General features: G+C 65.2%; 21 protein-coding genes. 18 read left to right on the forward strand and 3 right to left on the reverse strand.

Annotated elements, in window-relative coordinates; genetic code table 11:
* The first annotated feature begins 26 nt into the window (after positions 1-26).
* The 10 genes from BLQ43_RS14880 (at position 27) to BLQ43_RS04070 (ending at position 10,248) form a co-directional block, all read left to right on the forward strand.
* The gene (locus tag BLQ43_RS14880; protein WP_218119110.1) at positions 27-1,052 is read left to right on the forward strand and encodes a septal ring lytic transglycosylase RlpA family protein; all 1,026 of its coding nucleotides are present in this window, start codon (positions 27-29) and stop codon (positions 1,050-1,052) included.
* A 202-nt stretch (positions 1,053-1,254) separates the two neighbouring features.
* The gene (locus BLQ43_RS04030) at positions 1,255-2,409 is read left to right on the forward strand and encodes a D-alanyl-D-alanine carboxypeptidase family protein (protein WP_218119111.1); all 1,155 of its coding nucleotides are present in this window, start codon (positions 1,255-1,257) and stop codon (positions 2,407-2,409) included.
* A gap of 6 nt (positions 2,410-2,415) precedes the next feature.
* Positions 2,416-3,045 (forward strand): dTMP kinase, encoded by a 630-nt coding sequence (gene tmk / locus BLQ43_RS04035; protein WP_090018842.1) that lies wholly within the window; start codon positions 2,416-2,418, stop codon positions 3,043-3,045.
* Positions 3,046-3,052: 7 nt separating this feature from the next.
* Positions 3,053-4,099 carry a DNA polymerase III subunit delta' gene (locus BLQ43_RS04040; protein ID WP_090018843.1) on the forward strand — a complete coding sequence of 349 codons (1,047 nt, stop codon included), beginning with the start codon at positions 3,053-3,055 and terminating at the stop codon, positions 4,097-4,099.
* On the forward strand, positions 4,099-5,667 hold the full coding sequence (gene metG, locus BLQ43_RS04045; protein WP_090018844.1) for a methionine--tRNA ligase: 1,569 nt from the start codon (positions 4,099-4,101) through the stop codon (positions 5,665-5,667). The genes BLQ43_RS04040 and metG overlap by 1 nt, the downstream gene beginning before the upstream one ends.
* Positions 5,668-5,700: 33 nt before the next feature.
* Positions 5,701-6,495, forward strand: a complete 795-nt coding sequence (locus BLQ43_RS04050; RefSeq protein ID WP_090018845.1) for a TatD family hydrolase — start codon at positions 5,701-5,703, stop codon at positions 6,493-6,495.
* Complete coding sequence (locus BLQ43_RS04055) at positions 6,492-7,295, forward strand: MBL fold metallo-hydrolase (RefSeq protein ID WP_090018846.1); 804 nt, start codon at positions 6,492-6,494, stop codon at positions 7,293-7,295. The genes BLQ43_RS04050 and BLQ43_RS04055 overlap by 4 nt, the downstream gene beginning before the upstream one ends.
* A 6-nt stretch (positions 7,296-7,301) precedes the next feature.
* Positions 7,302-7,721, forward strand: coding sequence for an NUDIX hydrolase (locus tag BLQ43_RS04060; protein ID WP_090018847.1), 420 nt, complete (start codon positions 7,302-7,304; stop codon positions 7,719-7,721).
* Between the two features lie 191 nt (positions 7,722-7,912).
* Positions 7,913-8,920, forward strand: a complete 1,008-nt coding sequence (locus tag BLQ43_RS04065; protein ID WP_143006149.1) for a glycosyltransferase family 2 protein — start codon at positions 7,913-7,915, stop codon at positions 8,918-8,920.
* A complete protein-coding gene (locus tag BLQ43_RS04070) occupies positions 8,920-10,248 on the forward strand; it encodes an O-antigen ligase family protein (protein ID WP_090018849.1) in 1,329 nt (442 codons plus the stop codon). The genes BLQ43_RS04065 and BLQ43_RS04070 overlap by 1 nt, the downstream gene beginning before the upstream one ends.
* Before the next feature lie 10 nt (positions 10,249-10,258).
* Here BLQ43_RS04070 and BLQ43_RS04075 read toward each other — a convergent pair whose 3' ends face one another.
* The 3 genes from BLQ43_RS04075 to BLQ43_RS04085 all read right to left on the reverse strand — a co-directional run bounded on the left by BLQ43_RS04075 (position 10,259) and on the right by BLQ43_RS04085 (position 14,619).
* A complete protein-coding gene (locus tag BLQ43_RS04075; RefSeq protein WP_176758505.1) occupies positions 10,259-10,924 on the reverse strand; it encodes a class I SAM-dependent methyltransferase in 666 nt (221 codons plus the stop codon).
* A gap of 668 nt (positions 10,925-11,592) precedes the next feature.
* Positions 11,593-13,926, reverse strand: a complete 2,334-nt coding sequence (locus BLQ43_RS04080) for a GumC family protein (protein WP_090018851.1) — start codon at positions 13,924-13,926, stop codon at positions 11,593-11,595.
* A gap of 135 nt (positions 13,927-14,061) precedes the next feature.
* On the reverse strand, positions 14,062-14,619 hold the full coding sequence (locus BLQ43_RS04085; protein ID WP_090018852.1) for a polysaccharide biosynthesis/export family protein: 558 nt from the start codon (positions 14,617-14,619) through the stop codon (positions 14,062-14,064).
* Positions 14,620-15,147: 528 nt separating this feature from the next.
* On the opposite strand from BLQ43_RS04085, the gene BLQ43_RS14265 reads away from it, so the two are divergent.
* The 8 genes from BLQ43_RS14265 (at position 15,148) to BLQ43_RS04120 (ending at position 25,786) form a co-directional block, all read left to right on the forward strand.
* Complete coding sequence (locus BLQ43_RS14265) at positions 15,148-15,690, forward strand: glycosyltransferase family protein (protein WP_176758506.1); 543 nt, start codon at positions 15,148-15,150, stop codon at positions 15,688-15,690.
* A complete protein-coding gene (locus BLQ43_RS14270) occupies positions 15,687-16,172 on the forward strand; it encodes a glycosyltransferase (protein WP_143006151.1) in 486 nt (161 codons plus the stop codon). Before BLQ43_RS14265 ends, BLQ43_RS14270 begins: the two co-directional genes overlap by 4 nt.
* Positions 16,169-17,008, forward strand: coding sequence for a glycosyltransferase family 2 protein (locus BLQ43_RS04095; RefSeq protein ID WP_090018854.1), 840 nt, complete (start codon positions 16,169-16,171; stop codon positions 17,006-17,008). Before BLQ43_RS14270 ends, BLQ43_RS04095 begins: the two co-directional genes overlap by 4 nt.
* 22 nt (positions 17,009-17,030) lie before the next feature.
* Entirely contained in the window at positions 17,031-17,468 is a 438-nt protein-coding gene (locus BLQ43_RS04100; protein WP_245659440.1) for a phosphomannose isomerase type II C-terminal cupin domain, read from the forward strand.
* A gap of 965 nt (positions 17,469-18,433) precedes the next feature.
* Positions 18,434-21,169, forward strand: a complete 2,736-nt coding sequence (locus BLQ43_RS04105) for a LamG domain-containing protein (RefSeq protein ID WP_090018856.1) — start codon at positions 18,434-18,436, stop codon at positions 21,167-21,169.
* 253 nt (positions 21,170-21,422) lie between these two features.
* Complete coding sequence (locus tag BLQ43_RS04110) at positions 21,423-22,349, forward strand: glycosyltransferase family 2 protein (RefSeq protein ID WP_176758507.1); 927 nt, start codon at positions 21,423-21,425, stop codon at positions 22,347-22,349.
* 291 nt (positions 22,350-22,640) lie between these two features.
* On the forward strand, positions 22,641-24,398 hold the full coding sequence (locus tag BLQ43_RS04115) for a GspE/PulE family protein (RefSeq protein WP_218119112.1): 1,758 nt from the start codon (positions 22,641-22,643) through the stop codon (positions 24,396-24,398).
* Positions 24,399-24,574: 176 nt separating this feature from the next.
* Positions 24,575-25,786 (forward strand): type II secretion system F family protein, encoded by a 1,212-nt coding sequence (locus BLQ43_RS04120; protein ID WP_090018858.1) that lies wholly within the window; start codon positions 24,575-24,577, stop codon positions 25,784-25,786.
* Positions 25,787-25,789 lie beyond the last annotated feature (3 nt).

Consider the following 25,789-nt stretch of genomic DNA (forward strand, 5'->3'; position numbering starts at 1 on the left):
GGATCGCGACCGTTTCGGAGCGGCTGATGCGGCCAGGACCGCGCACTCTCGTCGGCATGCTGGGCGCCGGGATCGTGCTGGCCGCCTGCGCCGGGCCCGAGCGGCCGGCGGAGACGCGCGTCGAAGGCAACGTGCCGGGCGGAAGCGCCGAAACCGTGACCGGCGGCACCTACAAGGTGGGTGTGCCGTACAAGATCAACGGCAAGTGGTACGAACCGCACGTCGACTACGACCACACCGAGACGGGCATCGCCTCCTGGTACGGTCGCAAGTTCGACGGCCGGCGCACGGCCAACGGCGAAATCTTCGACAGCACCAAGCTGACGGCGGCGCACCGCACGCTGCCGCTGCCCAGCATGGTGCGGGTCACCAACCTGGAGAACGGCCGGGTGGTGAAGCTGCGCGTGAACGACCGCGGCCCCTTCGCCCGCGACCGCATTCTCGACGTGACACGCCGCGCCGCGCGGCTGCTCGGCTTCAAGGACGAGGGCACCACCCGCGTTCGCGTGGAGGTGCTGGAAGACGAAAGCCGGCGCATGGCCGCTGCCGCGAAACAACGCGAGGGCGGCACGCGCGTCGCCGCGGCGGAGCCCGGCGTCGTCTCGGGCGGCGACGGCGGCGGCTCCACGGAAGGCGGCGGCGCGACAAATGGAACGACGGACGGCTCGACCGGGAGCGGGGCGGCCGCGAACACCGATCTCGACGTGCAGCGGGCCTCCACGGCGCCGGATGCCGTCCGGACCGGCGCAGCCGGAGATCAGGGCCGCACGCTCTCGGTCAAGGCCTGGAGCGACGGCACCGAGCGCCCCGACAACCTGGCGGCGGCCGATCTGTTCGTGCAGGCGGGCGCGTTCGTGCGGGAAGCCAACGCGGAACGGATTCGCGGCCGCCTGGAGCGCCTCGGCGAGCCCTTCATTGCGGAGGCCGTGATCGACGGGCAGCGCTTTTACCGGGTGCGCTTCGGCCCGCTCGGTGGCGTGTCGGCCGTTAACCGCTTGCTGGACCAACTGGCTGGGGCCGGGGTGCCCACGGCCGAGGTCGTGATCCGCTAGGGTGAATTCTGTCAAGGTGGTACGCCTTGGGCGGAAAATTTACCCGAACATGAATGAGATGGGCCTCTTTCCGCTTGGTTCGCACCCAAACCTTCGTGGAAAGAGTCCCTGGTGCCGTCATATTCTTGGCGTGCTCGCGTGCCACGGAAAGCGAGCGCGCCGTGACGTGATGGCCGTGACGTGATGATGGAGTCCAGCCGAGATGATGCTACGCCGTTCCTGGCTTGCGCTGACCGTTCTCGCCGCCGCGCTCACCCTCGGCCAGCCGGCCGCGCGTGCGCTGGAGACGAAGGCCGAGGAAGCGATCGTCCTCGACCACACGACGGGTGAGGTGCTCTACGCCAAGCATCCGGACCGGCGCATCCCGCCGGCGTCCATGAGCAAGATGATGACGGCCTATGTGGTCTTCGACCGCATCCGCAACGGCGACCTGAGCCTGGACGACACCTTCACCATCTCGGAGAAGGCCTGGCGCAAGGGCGGCTCCAAGATGTTCGTCGAGGTGGGCAACGAGGTCTCGGTCGAGAACCTCCTCAAGGGCATGATCGTCCAGTCCGGCAACGACGCCTCGATCGCGCTGGCCGAGGGTGTCGCGGGCACGGAGGAGGCCTTTGCCCAGCTGATGACGCGCAAGGCGCGTGAAATTGGCGTCGACAAGTCCACTTTTCAGAACGCCACCGGTTGGCCCGACCCGGATCACCGCGTCACCGTTCGCGGCTTGGCCCAGATCGCACGGCACATCATCGAGGACTTCCCGAAGCTGTACGAGTTCTTCAGCCAGCGGGAGTTCTCCTGGAACGGCATCCGGCAGTTCAACCGCAATCCGCTGCTGGGCCGCGGCATGGGTGTGGACGGCCTCAAGACGGGCCACACGCAGAACGCTGGCTACGGCCTGACGGCCTCGGCCGAGCGCGACGGGCGTCGGCTGATTGTCGTCGTCGCGGGGTTGGACCGGCCATCGGGCCGCGAGAATGAGGCCGCCCGTCTGCTGAAGTGGGGCTTCCGCGAGTTCGGCACCTACACGCTTTTCGCCAAGGGCGAAACGGTGGAAAAGGCGCGCCTCTGGCTCGGCACCGAAGGCAGCGTGCCGCTGGTCACGCGGAAGGACGTGAAGATGACGCTGCCGCGTGACAAGCGCGAGGAGTTGACCGCCACGGTGATCTACGACAGCCCCGTCCCCGCGCCGGTCGAGAAGGGCGAGCGGCTGGCCACGCTGCGCCTGGAGGCGCCGGATAAGGACACCACGACGATCCCGCTGGTGGCCGCGCGCAGCGTCGACCAACTCGGGCCCGTGGGACGCCTGGCGGGCGGCCTCCAGTTCCTGCTCTTCGGGCCGCCGACACCGGAGACCAAGTAACGCGGCATGACAGCCGGCGCGTTCATCACATTCGAAGGCGGCGAGGGCGCGGGCAAGAGTCTCCAAGTGCGGCGCCTCGCCGAGTGGCTGCGCGCGCGCGGCATGGACGTGCTGGCCACCCGCGAACCGGGCGGCTGTCCCGCCTCGGAAGCGGTGCGCGGGCTGCTCGTGGACGGCACGCACACGTGGTCGCCGGCGGGGGAGGCCTTCCTGCACTGCGCCGCGCGGGCGGAGCACGTGCGCACCGCGATCGCGCCCGCGCTCGCGGCCGGAACCTGGGTTGTAAGCGACCGCTTCGCGGACTCCACGGTCGCCTACCAGGGGTACGGGCACGCGCTGGACACGTCCTTTCTCCGGCAGGCGAGCGGTCATGCCACGGGCGGAACCGGCCCGCACCTCACGCTCGTGCTGGACGTGCCGCCCGACGTGGGCCTGACGCGCACGCGGGCGCGCGGTGAGGAAAATCCCTACGAAACGCTGCCAATGGCCTTCCACGAACGCGTGCGCGCGGGCTTTCTGGAAATCGCCGCGGCGGAGCCGGACCGCTGCCGCGTCATCGACGCTCGGGCGGACGCAGAAACGGTGCACCGCCACGTGGTCGCGGCGGTGAACGATCGGTTCGGCCTGTCGCACTGAGGACCGCATGGTCGCGCATCCCCGCGAAACCGAGGCCCTGATCGGCCACGACGCCGCGTTCGAAGACGCCCTGACGGCGTGGAACCGCGGCCGCTTTCCGCACGCGCGGCTGGTGAGCGGGCCGGACGGTGTCGGCAAGGCCACCTTCGTCTACCGGCTGGCGCGCCACATTCTCGCGGCCGGAGACCCCGCCGGTTCGGACGGCGCGGTCCAGATCGCGCATGGCGAACACCCGGACCTGCTGGCGCTGGAGCCGCCGGAGGCGGGGCAGGGCACGCAGGCCGTCATCAAGGTGGACGAGGCCCGGCGCGCCAGCCGCTTCTGCGCCATGCAGAGCGCGCGCTCGCCCTGGCGCATCGTCGTGGTGGACCCGGCCGACGCGCTCAACGCCAGCGCCGCCAACGCGCTGCTCAAGGACCTGGAAGAACCGCCGGGGCGGGTGCTTTTCTTCCTGATCAGCCATCAGCCCGCGCGCCTGCACGACACCATCCGCTCCCGCTGCACGCCCATCCGGCTGGCGCCATTGTCGGCAGCGCAGACGGCGGACATCGTGCGCGGGCATCTGCCCGAGCTCTCGGCGCCCGAAGCCGAGCTGGTCGCGCGGCTGAGCGACGGCGCGCCCGGCCGGGCCCAGACCCTGGCGGAGATGCACGCGGGCCGCATCTACCGCGAGATCGTGGCCACGCTGGGCACGCTGCCGAACGGCGAGCCGGGCGCGCTGCCGGATCTGGCCGACCGGTTGGCCGCCGACCACGCGACCTTCGCGGTGGCCGCGGGCTTGTTGCGGCAGTGGCTGGGCCGGGTCATCCGCACGGGCGCGACCGGCACCGCCGGGGACGAGCTGGTGACGGGCGAGGGGGCGGCCTTGCAGGCATTGGCCGGGCGCGCCCACCTTGAAGACTGGCTGGATGTGTGGGACAAGGCCGCCCGCTTGTTCGACCGTGCCGAGACCAGCAACCTCGACAAGCGCCAGGTATTCCTGAGCGCGCTGTTGGAGGTGGAAGCGGCATCGCGCGGCTCGGGCGGTCAGTCGGCCGACAAGAGGACAGCTTGATGACGGATGGGGCCGAGTTCGAGAAGCCGGCATACTTCATCACCACGCCCATCTATTACGTGAACGACAATCCCCACATCGGTCACGTCTACACGACGCTGGCCTGCGATGTGCTGGCGCGCTTCATGCGGCTCGACGGGCGGCGGGTGATCTTCCTGACCGGCACGGACGAACACGGCCAGAAGGTCGAGCGTTCGGCGCAGGCCCAGGGCATGGCGCCGCAGGCCTTCACCGACCGCATGTCGCAGAACTTCCGCGAGCTGTCCGCGAGCTGGCAGTTCTCCAACGACGACTTCATCCGCACCACGGAAGCGCGCCACGTGCGCTCCGCGCAGGCGCTGTGGCAGCGGCTGAAGGACAACGGGCAGATCTACCTTGGCGCCTACGCCGGCTGGTACGCCGTGCGCGACGAGGCGTTCTACAGCGAGGACGAGCTGACCCGCGGCGAGGACGGGCAGATGTACGCCCCCTCCGGCGCGGTCGCGGACTGGGTGGAGGAACCCAGCTACTTCTTCCGCCTGTCCGAGTGGCAGGACCGCCTGCTGGACCTGTACCAGCGCAACCCGGACTTCATCGGCCCGGAGGCGCGGCGCAACGAGGTCATCAGCTTCGTCAAGAGCGGGCTGCGCGACCTTTCGATCTCGCGCACGACCTTCTCCTGGGGCATCCCGGTGCCGGACGACCCGGACCACATCATGTACGTCTGGCTGGATGCGCTGACGAACTACATCACGGCCGTCGGCTATCCGGAGACGGAAAGCGAGCTGTTCCGGGCGTTCTGGCCCGCCGACCTGCACATGGTGGGCAAGGACATCCTGCGCTTCCACGCCATCTACTGGCCGGCCTTCCTCATGGCCGCGGGCGTGGAGCCGCCCAAGCGCGTCTACGCCCACGGCTGGTGGACGAACGAGGGCCAGAAGATCTCGAAGTCGCTGGGCAACGTCATCGATCCCTACGACATCATCGAGCAGTACGGCCTGGATCAGGTCCGCTACTTCATGCTGCGCGAGGTGCCGTTCGGCAACGACGGCGACTTCTCGCACCGCGCCATCGTGGGCCGCATCAACAACGACCTGGCCAACGACTTCGGCAATCTGGGCCAGCGCGTGCTGTCCATGATCCACAAGAACTGCGAGGGCGCCGTGCCGGAGCCCGGCCGGCTCATGGCCGCCGACGAGGCGCTGCTCAATTCGTCCGCGGCCCTGCTGGACCGCGTGCGGGCGAGCCTTTCGACGCAGTCCTTCCACACCGCGCTTGAGGCGATCTGGGAGGTCGTCGGCGAAGCGAACCGCTACATGGAGCACACCGCACCGTGGATCCTGCGCAAGACGGACCGCGCGCGCATGCGGACAGTGCTCTACGTCGCTGCCGAGGTGATCCGCCGGCTGGCGATCCTGACGCAGCCCTTCATGCCGAACGGGCCGGCGCAGCTTCTGGACCAGATGGACCAGCCGCGCGACGAGCGCACCTTTGCGGACTTGGAGCAGCGCCTGCAGCCGGGGCGCGCCATTCCGAAACCGAAGGGCGTGTTCCCGCGCTACGTGGAGGCCGAGGAACAGAAGGCCTGACGGGCCCCGATCACGCGGACGGACACGGACGCCATGTTGATCGATTCCCACTGCCACCTGGACATGGTGGCGAACAACACGGATCTCGACGACGCGATGACGCGCGCCAAAAGCGCGGGCATCGCGGGCATGGTGACGATCGCCACGACCCCGGCGCGCTATGACACCGTGCGCCCCATCGCCGAGCGCTATCCGAACGTCTGGTGCGGCGTGGGCGTGCATCCCCACGATGCCGGGGAGGCGGGGCTGACCGATCCCGAGAGCCTGATCGAGCTGGCGGCCAACGACCCGCTGGTCGTCGGCATCGGGGAGAGCGGCCTGGACTACTACTACGACGCCTCGCCGCGCGAGGCGCAGCAGACCAGCTTCCGCCAACACATCCGCGCGGCGCAGCGCACGGGCCTGCCGCTGATCGTCCACGCCCGCGACGCGGATGATGACGTGGCCCACATCCTGCGCGACGAGTACGAGCGCGGCGGCCCGTACGGCTGCGTCATGCACTGCTTTTCCTCGGGGCGCGGTTTGGCGGAAGCCGCGCTCGACCTCGGCTTCTACCTTTCCTTCTCGGGCATCGTGACCTTCAAGAAGTCCCAGGAGCTGCGGGCGATCGCGCAGGACGTGCCGCGCGATAAGCTGCTGGTGGAGACGGACGCGCCCTTCCTCGCGCCCGTGCCCAAGCGCGGCAAGCCCAACGAGCCGGCCTACACGCGCCACACGGCCGACTATCTGGCCGAGCACCTGGGCTACGAGATCGCGGACTTCGAGGCCCTGACCACCGAGAACTTCTTCCGGCTGTTCAGCGCGGCGCGCCTGGACCGGGCGGCATGAAGCTGCGCGTGCTCGGGTGCGGTGGCTCCGGCGGGGTGCCGCTCGTCGGCGGCATCTGGGGCGCGTGCGATCCGGGCGACCCGCGCAATCGGCGCCGGCGGCCGTCCATCCTGATCGAGCACGAGGGGGTCACGATCCTCGTGGACACCTCGCCGGACCTGCGCGAGCAACTGCTCGACGCGCGGGTCACGAAGGTGGACGCCGTGCTGTTCACGCACAGCCACGCCGATCACTGCCACGGTCTCGACGATCTGCGGCCGCTGGTCTACACGCGCGATCATCCCATCCCCGCCTACGGCGACGGCGAAACCCTGGCCAACCTGCGCCAGCGCTTCGGTTACGCCTTCGAGGCCGCCCACACCACCGGGGCGCTGTATTCCGCCCTGCTGGACGCGCGGGAGATCCCGCTGGACACGCCATTCGAGGTGGCGGGCTTGTCGTGCGTGGCGTTCGAGCAGCAGCACGGCCCGATCACGACCCTGGGGTACCGCATCGGGCCCATCGGCTATTCCCCGGACGCCCACACGGTCCCGGAAAACGGCTTCGCGGCCCTGGACGGCATTTCCGTCTGGGTCGTGGATTGTCTGCGCTACGCCGCGCATCCCAGCCACGCCCACTTCGACCGCACGCTGAGCTGGGTCCGGCGCGTGCAACCGCAGCAGGCCATCCTGACCCACATGAACCACACGCTCGACTATGCCGATCTCGCGGCCAACTGCCCGCCGGGCGTGGAACCGGGCGTGGATGGCCTCGAATTTGAGGTGCCGGCGGATGGCGGTCCGATTTCCCGACTGGACTGAAAACCGATGACGGCGAGCGGCACGCCCACACCGGCCGTGCTGGCGGTCGTCTGGCGGGCGGGCCGTGTGCTGCTGGCCCGCCGCGCCAAGCCGCCACAGGCGCATCTCTGGGGTTTTCCGGGCGGCAAGATCGAATTCGGTGAACCGATGATGGACGCGGCTGTGCGCGAGCTGCGCGAAGAAACCGGCGTCACCGCCGATCCGGTCGCGGTGATCGACGCCGTCGACGTCATCGACCCGCAGACAGCCGCCCACCATTACGTCCTCATTGCGGTCCTGACGCGTTGGACGGCCGGCGAGGGCCGGGCGGCCAGTGACGTCGACGAGACGGCATGGTTTGCGGCCGACCAGCTTCCCGCGGCCCGCTCCCCGGGTGTCGACCGTGTCGCCAGTGCAGCAGCGCGGCGAATGACCGGCACCAGCTGAGCGAGATGCGCGCCGGTCAGCGGCCGATCGCCCGACCGGGTCTGTGCCTCCATGGACAGGATACCCCGGAACGCCGAGCCGGCTGACCGTTCGAAGCATGGACTTCTGTCGCCACGCCCGAACAATGAACGGCGCGGGCATCCTGTTCTATTGCGCGAAATCAACGGGAATGTCCCCGACCTCGGAGTTCGGTGAAGCCGGACGGGCCGCGGCCACACGGCGATGCCAGCCACAGCGGAACGGGTGCCAGGATGACGACGGTCAGCATCATCATCGTCAACTACTTCACCCGGGATTACGTGCGCAAATGCGTTCGCAGCATTGCCGACACGATCGGACCGATCGAGCACGAGATCCTCGTTGTGGACAACTCGCACACCGACGGGGTCGGCGAGGTGGTCGACCCGTCCACCACGGTGCTGACACCGTCCCGCAATCTTGGCTTCGGCGCCGCCTGCAACCTTGCAGCTGAACGGGCGAGCGGTCGTCATCTGCTGCTGATCAACCCCGACGTCGTGGTTCTGCCGGGGGCCATCCAGGGCGCGCTGGCGTGCGCCGGCCGTCATCCGGGCGCCGGGATCGTGGGGGCGCGCACCGTCCAGCCCGACGGCTCCCTGAATCCAGGCTCGTGCTGGCGGATGATGACGACGTGGTCGCTCCTCTGCCGCGTCGCGGCGCTGGACCGGCTGTTTCACAACAATCCCCTGCTCAATCGGGAAGGCTATGGGGGCTGGTCGCGCGGTGACGAGCGGCCCGTGGAGGTGGTCACGGGGTGCTTTCTGCTCATCGGCCGCGATCTCTGGGACCACCTGGGCGGCTTCGACGAGCGCTTCTTCGTCTACGGCGAGGATGCGGACCTCTGCTTGCGCGCGGCGCAGCTCGGCTACCATCCCCGGCTCACGCCGGATGCGACCGTCATCCACACGGGCGGCAGTTCCGAGCCAGTGAAGGCCGGCAAGATGAGCCGCCTGCTGACGGCCAAGGTGCAGCTCGTGCGCAAACACGCGCCGCCGCGCGCCGCGGCGCGCCAGGAACGCTTGCTGCTGGCGTGGCCCTACAGCCGCTACTTGGCATCGCGAACGGCGCGGGCGCTGGGCGTTACCCGCGCACAGGCCGCGCAAGCCTGCTGGCGGGAGGTGTGGGGAAGCGTCCGCCACACGCGGAATCGTTCGATCGCTGCCGGAGCCGGATCGAGTTGATGAGCCTGCGGGTTAGCGCCATCACGCTGCTGCTGCTTTGCACGCTGCTGATCCCGGAAGACATCTCCATCTACCTGGGCGGCCTGCGTCTGACGCCGTACCGCTTGATCCTGATCGCGCTGCTGCCGCTGGTGTTGATGCGCCTGTTGCGGTGGCGTCCGGCCCTGCCGGACACGCTTGTCGTGATCTACGCCCTGTGGATCCCGGCCAGCGTCATCGCCAACCAGGGGCTCAAGAATGGGCTGGAATCCGGCGGCGTTATGGCGATGGAAACACTGGTGCCGTATTTCTGTGCGCGCACCCTGATGTTGCGGCCGCACCACTTCAAGCGCGCGTTCAGCTGGATCGTCGTGGTGGCGGCGGCGTTGTGGGTGCTGGCCCTTCCGGAGGCCGTGCTCGGCCATTTATTCATACGCGAAACGCTCGGCGCCATATTCGGAAACCCGGAAAGCCTGCCCTATGAGCAGCGCCTGGGCTTCACGCGCGCGCTGACCACCTTCGACCACCCCATCCTGTACGGCATGTTCTGTTCCAGCGCGATCGGGCTGACCTGGTACCTCTACGCGCCAACGCCCAACAAGCGCCTGTTTCTGATGGGAAGCGTCGCGTTTTCGGCCATGCTCTCGCTGTCCAGCGCGCCGTATCTGGCGATTGTGGTTCAGCTGCTGCTCATTTTCTGGCGCCAGCTCAGCATGGGAATGACGCGCAAGTTCACCGGCCTGATCGTCGGGGGCGGCGCCGTGTTTGGCGCTGTCTGGGGGATGATCGGGAAGAACCCGCTTTTGTATATCATTCAGGGGTTTACGATCGAACCGCAGACGGGCATGAACCGGCTGTGGCAGTGGGAAATCGGGCTCGACAACATGGCCGCTCGTCCGCTTTTGGGCGTCGGCCTCTTGCCACACGACAAGCCGCAATACTTCACCGACAGCATCGACAGCCTTTGGCTCTATGTGGGGATCGAGTTCGGGGTGATCGCGCTGGCCGTGCTGCTGCTTGCGTTCATCCTGGTCATTGCCGATCTGGAACGGCTGGATCGCTTGCAGCTTCCCCCGGAGCACCAGCAGCTCGTTCGTGGGCTGGTGGTGACCCTGCTGGCGACGGGGGTCGTCGCGACAACCGTGCACTTCTGGCACAACATTTACGTATACTGGTTCTTCCTGCTCGGATGCGGTGTGCAAATGGTCCGACTGCCCGAAATGGCGTCGGCGCGCGCACGCCAACAAAGGTACGCCCAAGCGCCGCGAATGGAACCTCGCCTGACCGCGCCCTGGAGTGCGAGCACGGCTGAGGGCACAGCAGCCCCCTCTCACGCGAACAGAAAGTGAGCATGGTTGTTCACGACAGGCCGTCGCGGACTGCGATCAGCGATTTCGTGAGCAGGGCAAAGGTTTCCGTTTCAATTCGAGCATCGGGGAATAGCGTGGCCATCTGTGCCTTGTCCAAGAGGCACACGCCGTGGACCCGGCACATGGCTTCATCCATGTCGGCCTGTTTCTGGTCCGCAAACCCGAGGTGGATGTGTTGCAGGGCTCGCGCGCGAAGCTGCTCCGGCAACCAGTGGAACAGCGGGGCCCGAAAGTGGGGTTCGACGGGGAACCAGAAGTTGGGCGTCTGCACGAAATAACGAGGCGCCAACCGTCTCACTTCCCGGGCAAAGCTGCGCATGTCCTGCCAGCCGCCAACGTGTTCGATGACCGAGTTGGAATGAACGACGTCGAATGCCTGATCGGGCAGGTGCCGCAGATCCCGAGCGTCACGGCGCTCCAGGCGGAAGTTGGGATGCGCCGGTACCTCTGTCAAATCGGGATTCACCAAGTGTACATGGCAATTGTAATCGGTGAGCGTGCTGCCAGCGATCCGCCAATACGTTCCGGTTCCGCCCATGTCCAGAATGTTTACCTGTCCACGTTCATCGTAGACTTGCTCCAGAAGACGGCGAAACTGGGCGAACCGCCTTTGCCGAAGCCGAAAGCCGAGGGTGTTGCGCTCATAGTAGTCCACATTCGCCGCTGATACCATCGTGATACTGAGCCCCCTTTTCCATTTTGAATATCCAGAATAAAACCAAAACCAATTGGATAGCGTCTTTCACGAACTCATTATTCTTTTCCAACAACATTTCCGTTCCGGATTACATCATCACATCGACCATATGAGATTGAACCAAAATTTCATATTACCCGGATACATAAACATGTATCACCCGGACAGAGGAAAAACAGGCGGCGAAACCTGACCCGAGCGTTCCCAGCAACGCGTTGCCGATGCGCGCCGTCCGTGAACACGACTTCAGGCAGAAGCAAGTTTTCCCATGATTTGAGGGGCGCGATAACGGCACCCGGCCGACGCGGATGGTCACGCTGTCCGGCCCGCGCCGAGGCAGCGTCGATCCCAAGGCGGGTGCACCGGCTGCCGACGCGTACACGCGTTTACGAGGGGGGAGACAACGTTTCGGCTCGGTCCGGGGCTTGGACCGATCAGCCCCGGTTTCGCGACGCCCGTGCGAGAGGGGACACCGCGCTCGGCTCAAACCAGTCCATGCGGACGACGATACGCCCGGCGAGCTGCGGTTCCTTTTTTGAACGAAACGGGTGCGCGACCGATGGATTGGTCGCGCACCCGACGGCTGCGGCAGCGTGCGTGAACTGCCGCGTGCAGTGGAAAGGGCGCTAGACGCGACTGCGATCACCTGTGATCAGGCGGCGGTCATAGCCCACGGAGTCAGCGTAGTCGTACTGGCCGTATTTGCGCAGATCGACCATGTTGAGCACGATTCCGGCGATGTCGCCGCCCGTCTCCGCCAACCGCACCAGGTTGTTGCGGATGACCTCGCGCCGTGTCTCGCCCCACTTGGCCACCAGCACCGTTTTGTCGGCCAGGGCACTGACCACGCGGGTGTCGCACAGCCCGGAAACGGGCGGGCAGTCCAGGATCACGATCTCGTAATGCTCCTTGAACAGCTCCATCAGGGGCTGCGTGCGCTTCATTGTGAACAGCCCGGGCTCGCGCTCCGCGGTCGCGCCGGCGGTGATGACGTCCAGCCCCGACGCCTCCTCGGTCTGAACGCACGCCGCCGGGCTCACGTCGCCGCGCAGGAGTTCCGTCAGGCCGGGGCGCGAGTGGAAGCCGAAGACACCGTGTTGGCGCGGCTTGCGCAGGTCCGCGTCCACCAGCAGCACCTTGTAGCCGTAGCTTGCGAGCAACCGGGCCACGCTGGCAGAGAGGGTGCTCTTCCCGTCCCCCGGTGCGCACGAGGTAAACACCAGCGTGCGCGGCGGGTTCTCGCGGTCGAGCAGCACCGCCGCCGCGTAGATGTTGCGGACGGCCTCGCTGAACGTCGATCTTGGATATCTCGTGCAATAGAACACCGGGTCCAGCGACATCCGCGCCAACCGGGGCAGCTTCGGCACCAGCGACAGGGTCGTGACACCCATGGCGTTCTCGACCTGCTCGGGACTGCGAACGGTCGTGTCGAACTGCTCGGCGAGCAGGACGAACGCGCAGGCAAACGCGAACGTAAGGCCCGAGGCCCCGACAACGAGGAGCTTACCGCTCGGCCCGGAGGGATCGGAGGGCTCATCGGCGCGAGAAATCACCCGCGCGTCGGGCTGTTGCAGGGACTGGCGCGCGGACGTCTCCTTCAGGCGCGAGAGGAAGGTCTTGAAGATCGTGCGGTTCGCCTCCGCCTCGCGTTCGAGCGCGCGCAGTTCAACCTGCTTGCTGTTCAGGCCGGCCGTATCGCCCTCGACGGTTTGAAGCTGCTCAGTCAGCGAGCGTTCGCGTGCCTTGAGCACATTCACGTCGTTGCGCAAGGCCGCCAGCCGGTTCTTGACCTCTTCGTGAATGCGTTCCTGCGTGTCCTTCAGTTCGGCCCGCAGGTTGACCATCTTCGGATGCTTGGAGCCGTACTCGGTCGAAAGTTCCGCCAGCCGCCGCTTGAGACTCGCTTCCTGGCTGCGCAACTCACCGATCAGGTCGGACGAAATAACCTCGATGGCGCCATCCAGCCCGCGGTTGCCATAACGCTGCTCGATTTCCTGAAGCTCGGCCTGTTTTTCCGCGATCTGCGTGCGCACCTCGGCGAGCTTGTTGTTGAGCTGGCCAAGGTGTTCGCCCGTGACCGTGCGCTCGTCGGCTTCGATCAGCCCGGCCTCCCGCCGGTATTCCGCCACCTCACGCTCGGCTTTTTCCACCTTCTTGCGGTATTCCTCCACCCGCTGCTGTAGCCAGTCCTGGGCCCTGGTGGCAGCCTCACGCTTCGACGCAAGCTGTTCCTCGAGGTAGATTTCGGTCGTGGTGTTCGCGATCCGTTTAGCCAACTCAGGCGAGGTGGCCTCCGCCGACACGCGGATAACCCGCGAGTGTCCTTCCGAGAACGAGCTGCCCGCGACCTGAGACACCTCGAGCGATTTGATCAGGCTGTCGACAAGGTCACTGTGGGTGGGCTTTTCCGTCTCATCGGCTGCGGGCGCCTCCTGGGCCGCGTTCGCGATGGCCAAGCCGTGGCCTTCCCCGACCAGCTCGTTCCACGCCGTTACCCCCGCGGTGAACACCTCCTTCAGGCCGGTGGAATTGACGAGGTTCTGGCTAAACGACTTGCCGCTGAAGTTCGGATTTTCGGCGAGATTCAGCTGGTCGACGACCTGGTGCCCGAGTTTGCGCGACGTAATGACCGCCATTTCCGTCGTGATCGTCGCCGCATCGCCGCTCATCTCGCCGACGACGTCCTCGAAGCTCACGACCTGCTTCTCGCGTGGGTCGATGAGAATATCAGCGAACGCCTTGTAAGTGGGCTGCATCTGGCTCGCCACATAGGCCGAAAGGCCCGCGGCGATGATAACCGGAATCAGGATGTAGAATTTGCGGCGCCACAACGTCTGGAAGATCGCACGAAGGTCGATGTCTCCCGTCTCGGTTTCCGGTTGGGACGGTCCTTGCAGGCGCGTCGACGGGTAGCCGCGCCGGTCGGGGCTGGGCAACGGAAGGTCGCGGTCGTCGTTCATCGCAGGGTCCTTACCACCTGAAACCGCCCGGACATGATGCGGTCCGTCTTCGCGCCGGGGCGCGCATCATGCCCGCGCACCAAAAAAACGGGAGCGGATCCGGCAGGCGGCGGCGCCACCCGCTCGCATCCGGTTCTAGAAAAAGCGCTCGGGCACATGGATTTTGTCGCCAGGCATGATGCGGGCGTCCTGGCTCACCTCGCGTTCCTTGTTTTTGGGATCGTCGGCGCGCACGACCGTTACGTCGTCCTTGTCGGCGCGGTAGGTGTAGCCACCCGCAAGGGCCACGGCTTCGACCACCGTCAGCCCGCTGACATAATCGTAGCTTCCCGGTTTCCGCACTTCGCCAAGAATGTAGAACGGCCGGTAGTTGAGGATCTCCATGCTGATGCTCGGATCAACCAGATAATCCGGCTGCAGGGCATCTTTGACGGCCTTTTCCGCTGCACTTACGGTCATGTTCTTAACGTTGACCTTACCGGCAAGCGGGACAGATATCGCGCCCGATCCGTCGACCTGATATTCCCCGGATATATCGTCGTGGCCGAACACCCGCAAATCGATCCGATCACCGGGGCCGAGGGTGTAGGCGTTACTCTCGGGTGCCGCTTGACCATTTCCGGATCCCGCCGCCACAGGACTCTGCGCCGTCGCAAGCAGGGCCGCGGCGACGAGCGCAATCACCAGACGCATCGATACCTCCGTTGCGCAAGTCGGTGTCGTATTCGAAGGGTCCCGTTTGGCGGATGATGCCTTTGGAGGCGGACACTGCGATCTCGACGGCAGCCGTCTGCTTGCCGTCGACTTCAAGCGTCATCCCACTCTCGCCAACGCGGACCGCTCGACGACTGCCCTGATTATAAGGTGAAAGAAATCCGGATTGGTATTGTGCGTTCAGGTTAGCGCCCTATCCAAAGCGTCTACCAAAACCCCTTTAACCACATGCCGGCCACCTTCCTCATAATGAAAATGTAGTTTTCAAATTTTGCGGAACATGAAAAAAGATATAGATGACGGGTTGTTGTATTTATTATCTATACCTCCTTTTTCGTTTTTATGACGATTGTGCAAATGCCCTTTCCCTTTCAGATTGCCGCCAATGCTCCAATTGCCGGTTCCGCGCTAAATGCGCAGGCTCAGACCAGAGCAGAAATGACGCTCGATCAGAAGCGTCCGGACTCAGCCCGGTCGACTGGATGCAGCCCGGGTGGCGGGGAAACGATGGCCACGACGCACCGCGAGGATTGCGACTCTCTTGCCACAAGGCCTGCGCCCCCCTGGGCACGGCGAGATCTGCAGGCGCGGACGAGGCAAACGGACCGGATTCTTGCCGTCGCGTCGGGCGGCGGGCACTGGGCCCAACTTCGGGCGATCACCACCAATCTGGACGTGCCTGTTGTCTATGCCACGACACTCGCGCCGAGTGACGTGACGGACGACCCTGTTCACCGCATTCCAGACGCCAATGCATCCCGTCCCGTCGACCTGGCGCGATGCGCATGGGTGTTGTGGCGCATCGTGCGCCGCGAACGTCCCGATTACCTCGTCACCACGGGAGCAGCTCCCGGCGCCGCGGCGGTCGGGATCGCGCGATTGCACGGAATTCCGGCCATTTTCATCGACAGCATTGCCAATGCGGAGGCGTTGTCGCGCTCTGGCCGGATCGCGGTTCGCCTCGGCGCCAGAACCTTCACGCAGTGGCCGCATCTCAGCGACATCGACGGGATCGAGTACGCCGGAACGGTCTTCGGAGAACAGGCATGATCTTCGTCACCGTCGGCACGCAGCTCCCATTCGACCGGCTGGTATCGGCGGTCGCGGCATGGCATCGCAAGCATGCGGACCACGAAATCTTCGCCCAGGTCGGGGCGTCCACGGCCGCGCCCCCGTTTCCCTCAGTGCCGTTTCTCGACGGCCCTGCATTCGCCCGTACATTCGACAAAGCCGACCTGGTGGTCAGTCACGCCGGCATCGGGACAGTCCTGGCGTGCTGGGCACGGGAAAAGCCCCTGGTGGTGATGCCACGAGCCCATGCCCTGGGCGAACACCGGACGGATCATCAGATCGCGACGGTGAACCGGCTCGGCGAGGAGTTGTCGCTGGCTGCCGCCCGGGACAGTGAGCAACTGGCCCGTCTCCTCAACACGGCCTGGTCGCAGCTCATCCCGAGACGGACGTTACCCCCGGTTAGCGGCGAGCGGATCTCCGACCGGATCAACGACTGGTTGAAGGCGCCCCAGCCATGAACGATCGAAAGCCGATCTGTAGTGTCATCGTGCCCGCCTACAACGAGACGGCGGTCATCGGGCGGCTCCTGACTGCGCTGACGGACCATGATGCACCAATCGAGGTGATTGTCGTCTGCAACGGCTGCGCCGATGACACGGCGGACCGGGCCAGGGCAACGCACCCGGGCGTTCGGGTCGTCGAGATCCCGACACCGAGCAAGACAGCAGCCATCAACCGGGGGCTGCGGGAAGCGGAGGCGGACATCACGATCATCGCCGATGCCGATGTCGTGCTCACCGGTTCCGGCGCCATCGCGCTGGCCAGCGAAGCATCGAAGCCCGGCGTCACGGTTGTTCAGCCACGGGTGATCTACGCGACGGATCATGCGCAAAGCCTCGTCCGGGCCCACCTCCGGGCGTGGCGGCGCAATCCCTACAATGAAACCCGCGTCTCCTACGCCTACGCGCTCAGTCCCGCCGGTCGCGCTGACCTGGGCACGTTTCCAGACGTGATCGCCGACGATGAATACGTGCGCCGGCAGCTGTTTGACGGCGCCGTCTGGACCGACGCGGCGTCGGTGCGCGTCTTCCCGCCGGCAACCCTCAGGGCGCTGGTGCGCACCCGGAGCCGGGCTCTCCGAGGGGCCCGGCTGATGACCCGCGAAGGCCGTCTGCCGCCACCGGCGCCCGTCGCATCGTTCTGGCCGAGGTGGACGCGCATGCTGGCAAGCCCTGCCGCCGTAGACGCCCTGGTCTATGCCGCGGTCACTGTTGCGGCCCGCTGGCGCGCGCGCCGCTACGCACTGGTCGAGCGCTGGGCGCGGGACGAAACCACCCGCGAAGCCCGTTTGTAGCTGCACCAGGAGGAAACTCGCCATGGTTGGTAAGGACACACCGCACGCCGGCGTCAGCGCGCGCATCAAGGGCCTTTCCAGCGCGGACTCCATGGAGCGCTCGGCCGTCTTCCGTCCCTGGGGGAGCTTTCGCAGCGTCCACTGGGGTGACGGCTTTCAGGTCAAACACATCCGGGTCGAAGCGGGGCAGGTCCTCTCGCTCCAGCGACACCGGCACCGCGCCGAACACTGGGTCGTGGTGCGCGGCGTGGCCGAAGTGACCTGCGACGATGCGGTTTTCCACCTGGACACGAACCAGACGACCTCCATCCCGCTGGGCGCCGTGCATCGGCTTGCCAACCCCGGGGAGGAGCCACTGGACCTGATCGAGGTTCAGATCGGGGCCTATCTCGGCGAGGACGACATCGAACGCTTCGCCGACATCTACGGTCGCTCGGATCGGCTCAACTCGGCAACCTAGCCAAGATTACCATAACGCGGAAACAGCGCCTCCCCGAACGGTGCACCCACACGTTCGCGCCTCCGGCGCCACCATCGCCACGCATGGCAGGTACGGCCGTCCGCTCATCCTGTCTAGCCTCTCCAACCCCCAGCCCGTTCCCCTGATTCGGCCGGCTCAGGCGCGAAGCCGCTTTCCGTTAAAAGTGACCGTTTGCGCGGAAGGCACACACCCTTTCGCGGGGGGCATCTATCCCAGCCCGATGCTTCCGACAGCTCTCCGAATCCCCCATTCACCGTTCCGGTTCACCGGCCCGTTGCCGGCGCCCGGGCGATCCGCTGTCCCGTGCGCGTCGACATCGCTCAGCACGGTAATCCTGACCGATTCACCATTACCCGCCCAACTGAACACTCAGCCGGGCACGAACCGGGCCGATTCGTCTGCCACGCGCCTCGGGAAGGGGGGTGGCGTAACCGGATTTTCAAAATCGCATTATTATTTTTAACGTCAAAATAGCCAATAACCATATTGTCGCCAAGCATACGGAAAACGAAATCTTAAAGATTCACCTGTCTCTTGGTTCCCGAGAAACCGAATACCGACAAACGATATTCGCGTGTCACACGATCGCCACACCTCTTTCGATACACCTTGGCTCGAAGGCATTACCCCGAAAGATGAACGCCCGACCGAAAGACGCAGACGTGCCGCACGCGGATCGGACGGGCAGCGGGGCTGAGCAGAGATCGAGGGAACCTCGGGATGACAGGCATCGGCGCAGCATAACCGTCCCTCAGTGAAACGGTGAGGACCACCGGCACGCGCTCTGCACAGAAACACGTGCAGGTTGCACCGACGGCCCTCCGGCAATTTCGGCACCAACCCCGGCGGCCGCGACCGCCCCGCACGCCGTCGTCTTCAAGCACGGCGCCAAAGGGGGTGTGCGTCTTTAGCGCCGAGCCTTCCCCGATACGGGAGGAACGTCAATGGCGATCACAGTTTCCAACGGCAGTGAGCTCCGGTCGGCGCTCAACAGCACAAGCGGCGGCGAGACCATCGAGCTCGCTTCGGGGAACTACGGAAGTGTGGATCTCAGCGGTTTCAACTTCTCCGAGAAGGTAACGATTACCTCGCAGGAGCAGCTGGGCGCCACGTTCAACCACATCGACATGTCGGGCTCCAGCGGCATGACGCTGTCGGACGTCACGGTTCATGTCCCGAACGGCAACCAGGACCGTGCCGTCTGGATCCGCAACAGCGACGACATCGACATCGTCAACTCCGAACTCAAAGGTTCGGTTGATGGCAACTTCACGAACGACGAACTCGGCATGAAGGTCGAGAATTCAAGCTCGATCAACGTGTCAAACAATGAGATGCACAACTTTTTCAAGGGTGCCAAGTTCCGTGAGACCACGGATCTGACGGTGCGTGAGAACAACGTCCACGACATGCAGAAAGACGGGTTGAACTTCGTCGGCGTCCAAGACGTCCTGGTCGAAAACAATCTCGTCCGCGACATGCACCCTGTGGAGGAATCCGCGCACACGGACTTCATCCAGTTCTGGAACATCCAGACGGACATGAAATCGTCGGACGTTACCATTCGCGGAAACGCCCTTCTTCAGGGCAATGAATTCCAGACACAGGGCATGTTCATCGGCGACCCGCCGTCTGGTGGTTATCAGAACTTCACGATCGAAGATAACCTCATCTACACAAGCCACGTCCACGGCATTACTGGGGCAAACCTGCAAAACAGCAGTGTCAGCAACAACACTGTGTTGACGGCCCCGGGTGTAGATTGGGACGCGACAATTCGCCCGAGTGGCGACAACATCGAACTCAAAAACAACGTGACAACCGGTTTTCGAAACAAGTCGGGCGCGGACGACGCGAGTGGAAATCTCGTTGTCCAATATACAGACCCGAACGGCGAAAACTATTACGGCGACCTTTTCCAGAACGCCTTCGACAATTCGGGCATCTCGGTCGAAGACCTGATGCCGGTCGCAGGCAGCAAGGTCGACTTCGGCTCCGGCATGGGCGCCGAGGAACGGCTGCAGGAGATCGCAAACGGGGCGAACGTCGGCGGGCGCGTCGAGGATGGCAGCGCGACCGACGGCAACGCGGACGACACAACCTCGAGCGACGATACGACCACGGACGACAGCTCCAGCGACGGCGGCTCGACCGACGGGAGCGATTCCGGTTCCACGGACGGCGGCAGCACTGGCGGCGATGAGACGACCGACGGTGGGCAGACGGGCGACGGCGTGGCCTACGAGCTGGGCGAGCGTACCTTTGACGGCTCCACCGGCTCTGCCGTGGTCGTGCCGCACGATCCCGCGTTCGCGACCGAGGAAGGCACCCTGGCGATGACCTTCACGCCGGACAGCGCGTCCGGGGCTCAGGGGCTATTCTCCAAGGACTCGACCGGCTTCGACAATGGCGGGCACCTGACGGTGCGCTTGGTTGATGGGTCGATCGAGGTCCGCCTGCAGAGCGATAGTGCGTCCCACGAAGTCGTGGCCTCCAAGGCCGTGTCCGCCGGCGAGACGAACACCATGGCGCTGACCTTCGGCAACGACGGCATGCAGCTCTACGTTAATGGCGAGTTGGCCGACAGCGCGGGCTACGGCGGCGGCATGGCGAACAACGCCGAGCCCATGGTGATCGGCGCCAATCAGTGGGCGAGCGGCAACGAAAGCGCCGACGTCATTCAAGAGGGCTTCGACGGCACCATTGCCAGCACGAAGCTGTTCACCCGCGCGCTCACCCAAGACGAGGTGAGCAACCTCGGCAACAGCGACGGCGGGTCCCAGGACGACACCGCCGAGACCGGGGACGGGGGCACCAGCGATGATGGCGGCACCCAGGACGGCGCCGACGGCGAGTCGTCCGCCCCGGATGACGATGCGCCCGCCGATCCCGGCGAAGCCGAAGGCCCGTCGAACGTCCTGATGCTGGGCGGCGAAGATCAGACGGTCGAGGTGCCGTTCGATGCCCAAGTGCGGGGTACCAGCGCGCCCGAAACCGTGAACGTCGGCGAGGGCGCACACGTGCAGTTCGGCGCCAACGACGGCGATAGCATCGAGCTGGCCGGCGACTTTGCCGACTACGACTTGACCTCCGGCGGCAACACGCTGTCGTTCGTCAACGGCGACACGCGGGCCGACGTGTCGCTGAACGCCGAAACCGAGATCGTTTTCGGCGACGGCATGGCGAACGCCGACATCGGCCTGACCGACAACGGCGTCGAACTGACGCTGGGTGGCCAGGCCGTCGGATCCGACTTCGACCGCTCCGAGGTCAACCTCGACGGCAGTGAGGTCTCCGGCGACGACGCCATGCCGGCGATGCCCTCCCAGGGCGGCCCGGCGCCGGTGCAAACTGGGACCTCGGCCGGCGAGAACATCGACGGCAACCAGGACGGGACGATCGCCGGGAACGGCGGTGACGACCGCTTCGTCTTCGGCCAGCAGCAAACCGACGTTGAGATCACCGATTTCTCGGCTGACGATCAGCTGCTCTTCACGGACGGGGTCACGGAAGACGACGTCGTGGTCAGTAACGCGGATGGTGGCGACGGCTCTGTCAGCCTTGCCGTCGGCGAAGTGGGTGTCACCGTCACGGGCATCAGTGCTGAGGCCGACGGCGGCATCGCCGACACGAGCACCTTCGAAGGTGCCTTCGGCGTGGACAGCCTCGCGTTCGCGTAACCGAACCAGGCCGTAAAGCCGAGCATCTTGCGGGCCCACAGGCGAGTTGTGGGCCCGCTTTTCGTTGGTTCACGACCGCTCATCGGCAAAAGAACCGACCGGCCACCCTTCTTCCGGGCATCTCCGCATGCGCATTTGCCGTCAACGACCGCTCTCACGATGGTCAAAGCGGGCGGTCGAAATCTGAAAGGCAGATTGTCGTGAAGCCGAGGCCGAGCCATGGTCGGCCCCAAAAATGACGATGAGCGTGTGCATGTCCAGTCCCTTGATCTCCGTCATTGTTCCGTGCTTCAATCAGGCTGACTACCTTCCCGAAGCAATCCAGAGCATCCTCGATCAGTCCTATGCACCGATCGAAATGATCGTTGTCGACGACGGATCGACGGATGACAGCGCACACTTGGCCGAACAAATCGACGGCGTGCGCGTAATCCGACAGACCAACCGCGGGTCAGCAGCAGCGCGCAATACCGGCTTCGCGGCGAGCCACGGGGATTACATCGTCTTTCTGGACGGTGACGACCGGCTCTTACCCGACGCCATCCAAACGGCGATTGAGCATGCTGTGGCCGCGGCATGGGGATCGGCCCAACATGCACCATTTGTTTTTGGCCGCTTCCGACGAATCACCGTGGATGGCAAGGCCATCAGACTTCAACCGCCCCGGTCACCAAGCCTCACATATCGCACGTTGTTGCGTGGTGCCTCTGTTGGTCCTCCCGGCGTTGCGCTTTTTCCACGGGAGCTTGTTACAGCAGTCGGCGGCTTTGACCCCAAAATCAGGTATGCCGAAGACTTGGATTTTTATTTCCGCATATGCCGGTTGACCGACGGGTATTGCCACAATGCTGTGACGATGGAGTATCGGCAACATAGGGGTCAGAGCAGTTACGGCGTCAGCAGAATACTTAAAGCCACGCTGGATGTTATCGACAGCCAGCGCGACGTCATCGGCGACGATCCTATACGTATCGCCGATCAATCGATTGGGCGAAAAACATGGTCACGGCTTTTCGGGCAGTGGATACCAATCGAAATCGTCCGTCACGCCAAAGACCTGCGCATTGCCAATGCCTGCAGTGCAACTTGGCAGTTCTGCCGGCACAGCCCGCCGGCCCTGATGGGGGCAGTCGACTTCGCGCGTGCACGCCTCATGAACGGCGGGGTGCGAGGCCTGTAGCCCGTCGCGCGGGACATCGCGTTTGCCGACCGAGCCGGACGCGTCGGGACAAGCGTCGGTTTCGCTGGTGTCAGCCGCTTGACGCACGCAAGGGCGCAATCAACCGGCACGGCCCCGGCGGCTTGGCGCTCCCCTGATCGATGGGGCCGGGCGCCGGGCTTGCGTCCGGGCGGTCCACGCAACTCACGCGAATTCGATCAATCTTAACGACGTGTTGGCGTTTCGCGGCCATCCTCTCATCCGTGGTAGATATGGTGGGATTCCCCACGCACGCGGTTGTTGGACGGCCCTATGAACGAGTTCCTGCGGGAAGACACGACCCAATCCGACGACAGCACCCAGAGCACCACCGCCCCGGCGGCGGGAACTTCGCAGCGTACGGTGAAGCTTGGGGAACGGCTGATTCAGGAGGGCGTGATCGCGCCGGACCAGCTCGAGGTGGCGCTGCGCGAGCAGAAGCGCACCGGCACGATGCTGGGCGAGGCGCTGGTCAATCTGGGCTTCATCACGGACGTCACGCTTGCGGCGACGTTGGCGGAAAGCTCCGGCTTTTCGCGCTTCTCCCTTAAGAACACCGTCCTCGACACCGAGATCGTCAAAAAAATCCCCAAGTCTGTCGCGCACAAGTATGCCGTTCTGCCGGTGGCGATGGACGAGGATTCCGTCCAGGTCGCCATGGCGGACATCTACGACGTCGTCGCCATCGACCAGCTGCGCCGCTATTTCCCGCGCGATCGTGAAATCGTGCCGATGGTTGCGTCGCGCTCCGAGATCTCGGAGGCGATCGACGCTTACTTCGGCTACGAGATGACGATCGACAGCGTGTTGCAGGAGATCGAGGAGGCGGGCGCGGAACAGGCCTCCGTCCAAACGGGCGAGGAAGGCTTCATCAACCCGACGGTCCGTCTGGCCAACGCGATCATCCTGGACGCGGTGAAACGCGGCGCCTCCGACATCCACCTGGAGCCGGAAAACCTCTTCGTGCGCCTGCGCTACCGCATCGACGGCGTGATGACGCCGGGCAAGGCGTTCCACAAGCAGTTCTGGTCGGCGCTCAGCGTCCGGCTGAAGATTATGTCGGGGATGAACATCGCGGAATCGCGCCAGCCGCAGGACGGCCGCTTTACCTTCCAGGTAGCCGGTCGCGAGGTCGACTTCCGCGTGGCCAGCCATCCCACGGTTTACGGCGAGAACATCGTCCTGCGCATCCTGGACAAGGCGAAGTCCCTGCGATCGCTGGAAAGCCTGGGCTACGAGGCGGAGCGCATCCGCCAGATCAAAAAGATGGCCCTGCGGCCCGAGGGCATCATCGTGGTGACGGGGCCGACGGGCTCCGGCAAGACGACGACGCTGTATTCGCTGCTCAACTACCTCAACACGATGGACGCCAACATCATGACGCTGGAGGAGCCGGTGGAGTACGAGCTGCCGGTCATCCGACAGTCGCACGTGGGCGAGCGCATGAGCTTCGGCGAGGGCGTCCGCTCCATCCTGCGCCAGGACCCCGACATCGTCTTCATCGGCGAGGTGCGCGACGAAGACACCGCCAACATGGCCCTGCGCGCGGCCATGACGGGCCACAAAGTCTTCACCACGCTGCACACCAACGACGCGGTGGGGGCCGTGAACCGCCTGCTGGACTTCGGCCTCTCCGCCAACATGCTGGCCGGCAACGTCATCGGCGTGCTGGCCCAGCGCCTGTTGCGCACGCTGTGCGAGCAGTGCAAACGCCCGCGCCCGGCGACGGCCAAGGAGTGCAGCGTGCTTCGCGCCGACCCCGAGGCCCCGCCGACAGTCTACGAGCCCGTGGGTTGTGAACACTGCAACAACACGGGCTACGCGGGCCGCACGGCCGTGGTCGAAACCCTGCCGTTCTCCGACGAGATCGACGAGTTGATGGCGAAGGGGGCGACACGGCGCGAAATCATGCAGGCCGCCAGCGAAAACGGCTTCGTCTCGCTCGCCGAAAGCGGGCTGACGAAGGTGCGCAACGGCGAAACCAGCGTCGAAGAAGTGATCAAGACCGTGAACTTGATCGACAGGCTCTAGAGCAGATCGCAGCCAAACGGTACCAAAGCTCGATCACTTTGTGAGCGGGTTCCGAAGCCGTTCGGGTTGGTTCCGTTTGCGCCCGCGTGAATCGGCTCGCGGCTGGAGAAAAAGGGCACGCATCGCAGCTGGCTCAATTCTGGCAACGAACGGGAACACCGGAACGAAGCGCTCCCATGCCGACCTTCCGCTACCGCGCCATCTCGGACACCGGCCGCAAGGTCACGGGCAAGCTCGCCGCGGCGAGCGAGGCCGATCTCGACCAGCACGTCGAGGAGCTGGGTTACGAACTCATCGATTCCCGCCGCATCAGCGGCCGGGGCGGCGGCCGGTCCTTCCTGCCGCAGCGCGTGCGCACGCGCGAGCTTATCGAGTTCTGCATCGATATGGAGGAGCTGATCCGCGCCGGCGTGCCCGTGCTGGATGCGGTGCAGGATATCCGCGATTCAACGAGTTCCGACAAACTGCGCGACGTGCTCAGCGACGTGGCGCGCGACCTCGGCAACGGCATCGTGCTTTCCGGCGCGTTCGCCAACCACCCGGAGACCTTCGACACCCTCTTCGTCGGGGTGATCAGCGCGGGCGAGCGAAGCGGCGATCTGGAGAACGCCTTCAACCATCTCGCCCAGCACCTGCGCTGGAGCGACGAGATGAACAAGCGCATCCGCGCCGCCGCGCGTTACCCAGCGTTCACGCTGGTAACGACGATCGCGCTGGCGGGCGCGATGATGATCTTTCTGGTGCCCCAGCTTCAGGCGTTCCTGACGAACATGCAGATCGAGCTGCCGCTGATGACGCGCGCGCTCATGGCCACCTCCGACTTCGTGCAGGCCTTCTGGTGGCTGATCCTCCTGGTGCCGTCCGTGACCGTGATGCTGTTCGTGCTGGGCTACCGCCGGGACCACCGCATCGCCACCGCCATCGACCAACTCATGCTGCGCCTGCCGGTGATCGGGGTGACGCTGCGCAAGATCGCCATGTCCCGCTTCGCCCACTTCTTCACCATCATGTACAAAAGCGGCGTCGGCATCCTGGAATGCCTCGAAACCGCGCGCGGGGTGGTCGTCAACCGCGCCTTGGCGAATTCGCTGGCGGATGCCCGGACGCGGGTGGAGCAGGGCTCGACCCTGACGGACGCCCTGCGCGAAACGGGCGAGTTTCCCGACATGGTGGTCCGCATGGTGCGCGTGGGCGAGCAGGCCGGCAGTCTGGACAAGGCCCTGGAAAGTGTCAGCGGCTTTTACGACCGCGACGTGCGCGACGCGGTTCAGCAGCTCGTGGACTCGGTCCAGCCGACCCTGACGCTCGTCATCGGCGCCCTGCTGGCCTGGATCGTGCTCGCGGTCCTGGGGCCGATGTACGACAGCTTCTCCAAGATGCCGATCTGAGGG

The sequence above is a fragment of the Limimonas halophila genome, from assembly GCF_900100655.1.
GTDB classification, from domain to species: Bacteria; Pseudomonadota; Alphaproteobacteria; order Kiloniellales; family Rhodovibrionaceae; genus Limimonas; species Limimonas halophila.

What these genes read in the sequence shown, in the direction of transcription:
- BLQ43_RS14880 (WP_218119110.1), top strand. Translation starts at nt 27, where the DNA reads ATGCGGCCAGGACCGCGCACTCTCGTCGGCATGCTGGGCGCCGGGATC.
- BLQ43_RS04030 (WP_218119111.1), top strand. Translation starts at nt 1,255, where the DNA reads ATGATGCTACGCCGTTCCTGGCTTGCGCTGACCGTTCTCGCCGCCGCG.
- tmk (WP_090018842.1), top strand. Translation starts at nt 2,416, where the DNA reads ATGACAGCCGGCGCGTTCATCACATTCGAAGGCGGCGAGGGCGCGGGC.
- BLQ43_RS04040 (WP_090018843.1), top strand. Translation starts at nt 3,053, where the DNA reads ATGGTCGCGCATCCCCGCGAAACCGAGGCCCTGATCGGCCACGACGCC.
- metG (WP_090018844.1), top strand. Translation starts at nt 4,099, where the DNA reads ATGACGGATGGGGCCGAGTTCGAGAAGCCGGCATACTTCATCACCACG.
- BLQ43_RS04050 (WP_090018845.1), top strand. Translation starts at nt 5,701, where the DNA reads ATGTTGATCGATTCCCACTGCCACCTGGACATGGTGGCGAACAACACG.
- BLQ43_RS04055 (WP_090018846.1), top strand. Translation starts at nt 6,492, where the DNA reads ATGAAGCTGCGCGTGCTCGGGTGCGGTGGCTCCGGCGGGGTGCCGCTC.
- BLQ43_RS04060 (WP_090018847.1), top strand. Translation starts at nt 7,302, where the DNA reads ATGACGGCGAGCGGCACGCCCACACCGGCCGTGCTGGCGGTCGTCTGG.
- BLQ43_RS04070 (WP_090018849.1), top strand. Translation starts at nt 8,920, where the DNA reads ATGAGCCTGCGGGTTAGCGCCATCACGCTGCTGCTGCTTTGCACGCTG.
- BLQ43_RS04080 (WP_090018851.1), bottom strand. Translation starts at nt 13,926, where the DNA reads ATGAACGACGACCGCGACCTTCCGTTGCCCAGCCCCGACCGGCGCGGC.
- BLQ43_RS04085 (WP_090018852.1), bottom strand. Translation starts at nt 14,619, where the DNA reads ATGCGTCTGGTGATTGCGCTCGTCGCCGCGGCCCTGCTTGCGACGGCG.
- BLQ43_RS14265 (WP_176758506.1), top strand. Translation starts at nt 15,148, where the DNA reads ATGGCCACGACGCACCGCGAGGATTGCGACTCTCTTGCCACAAGGCCT.
- BLQ43_RS14270 (WP_143006151.1), top strand. Translation starts at nt 15,687, where the DNA reads ATGATCTTCGTCACCGTCGGCACGCAGCTCCCATTCGACCGGCTGGTA.
- BLQ43_RS04095 (WP_090018854.1), top strand. Translation starts at nt 16,169, where the DNA reads ATGAACGATCGAAAGCCGATCTGTAGTGTCATCGTGCCCGCCTACAAC.
- BLQ43_RS04100 (WP_245659440.1), top strand. Translation starts at nt 17,031, where the DNA reads ATGGTTGGTAAGGACACACCGCACGCCGGCGTCAGCGCGCGCATCAAG.
- BLQ43_RS04105 (WP_090018856.1), top strand. Translation starts at nt 18,434, where the DNA reads ATGGCGATCACAGTTTCCAACGGCAGTGAGCTCCGGTCGGCGCTCAAC.
- BLQ43_RS04110 (WP_176758507.1), top strand. Translation starts at nt 21,423, where the DNA reads ATGTCCAGTCCCTTGATCTCCGTCATTGTTCCGTGCTTCAATCAGGCT.
- BLQ43_RS04115 (WP_218119112.1), top strand. Translation starts at nt 22,641, where the DNA reads ATGAACGAGTTCCTGCGGGAAGACACGACCCAATCCGACGACAGCACC.
- BLQ43_RS04120 (WP_090018858.1), top strand. Translation starts at nt 24,575, where the DNA reads ATGCCGACCTTCCGCTACCGCGCCATCTCGGACACCGGCCGCAAGGTC.